The 547-nt window shown below is 64.0% G+C and carries 1 protein-coding gene; it reads right to left on the reverse strand.

Annotated features, from left to right (window positions below; translation table 11 throughout):
• On the reverse strand, positions 1-505 hold a 505-nt coding region (locus tag AC07SU_RS30880; protein WP_494999269.1), incomplete at its 3' end, for a helix-turn-helix transcriptional regulator.
• Positions 506-547: the final 42 nt, after the last annotated feature.

Below are 547 nucleotides of genomic sequence, written 5' to 3' on the forward strand. Positions count from 1 at the left end.
GCCCCGTCTCCCGCTTGAAAGCATGGCTGAAGGCGCTTTCGGAGGTGTACCCCAGCGCCTGCGCAACCGTGCCGATAGGCTCGTTGCCTTCACGTAGCGCGCGCTCAGCCAGCCGCATCCGCCAATGCGTGAGATACGCGATTGGCGTCATCCCCGCCACGGTGCGAAAGTGGTGTGCAAACGTCGTTCGTGACATGGCGCATGCGCGTGCCAGGTCTTCCAGGTGCCACGAGCGGGCAGGATCGCCGTGCATCAGTTGCAGGGCCGGTGCAAGACGCGCATTGCCAAGCACGGCCAGCCATCCCGCCAGCGGTGCACCGTTGGTTTCCAGGTGAGCGCGCAGGATCTGGATGAACAGCAGTTGAGCCAAGTGAGCGGATGCCAACTGCGCGCCTGGCTTTGGGGTTAGCCGTTCTTGCACCAGTTGATCAAGCAGCCCGCGAAAAGAAGCGGCCTCAGGCGCCGCCGCTGGCACGTGAATCCACGGCGGCAGGACCTGTCTCAACAGCCTCCCACTGACAGGGTCGAGGAGTACGTGACCCCCAAT

The organism is Pseudomonas sp. GW821-FHT05H12, assembly GCF_059419385.1.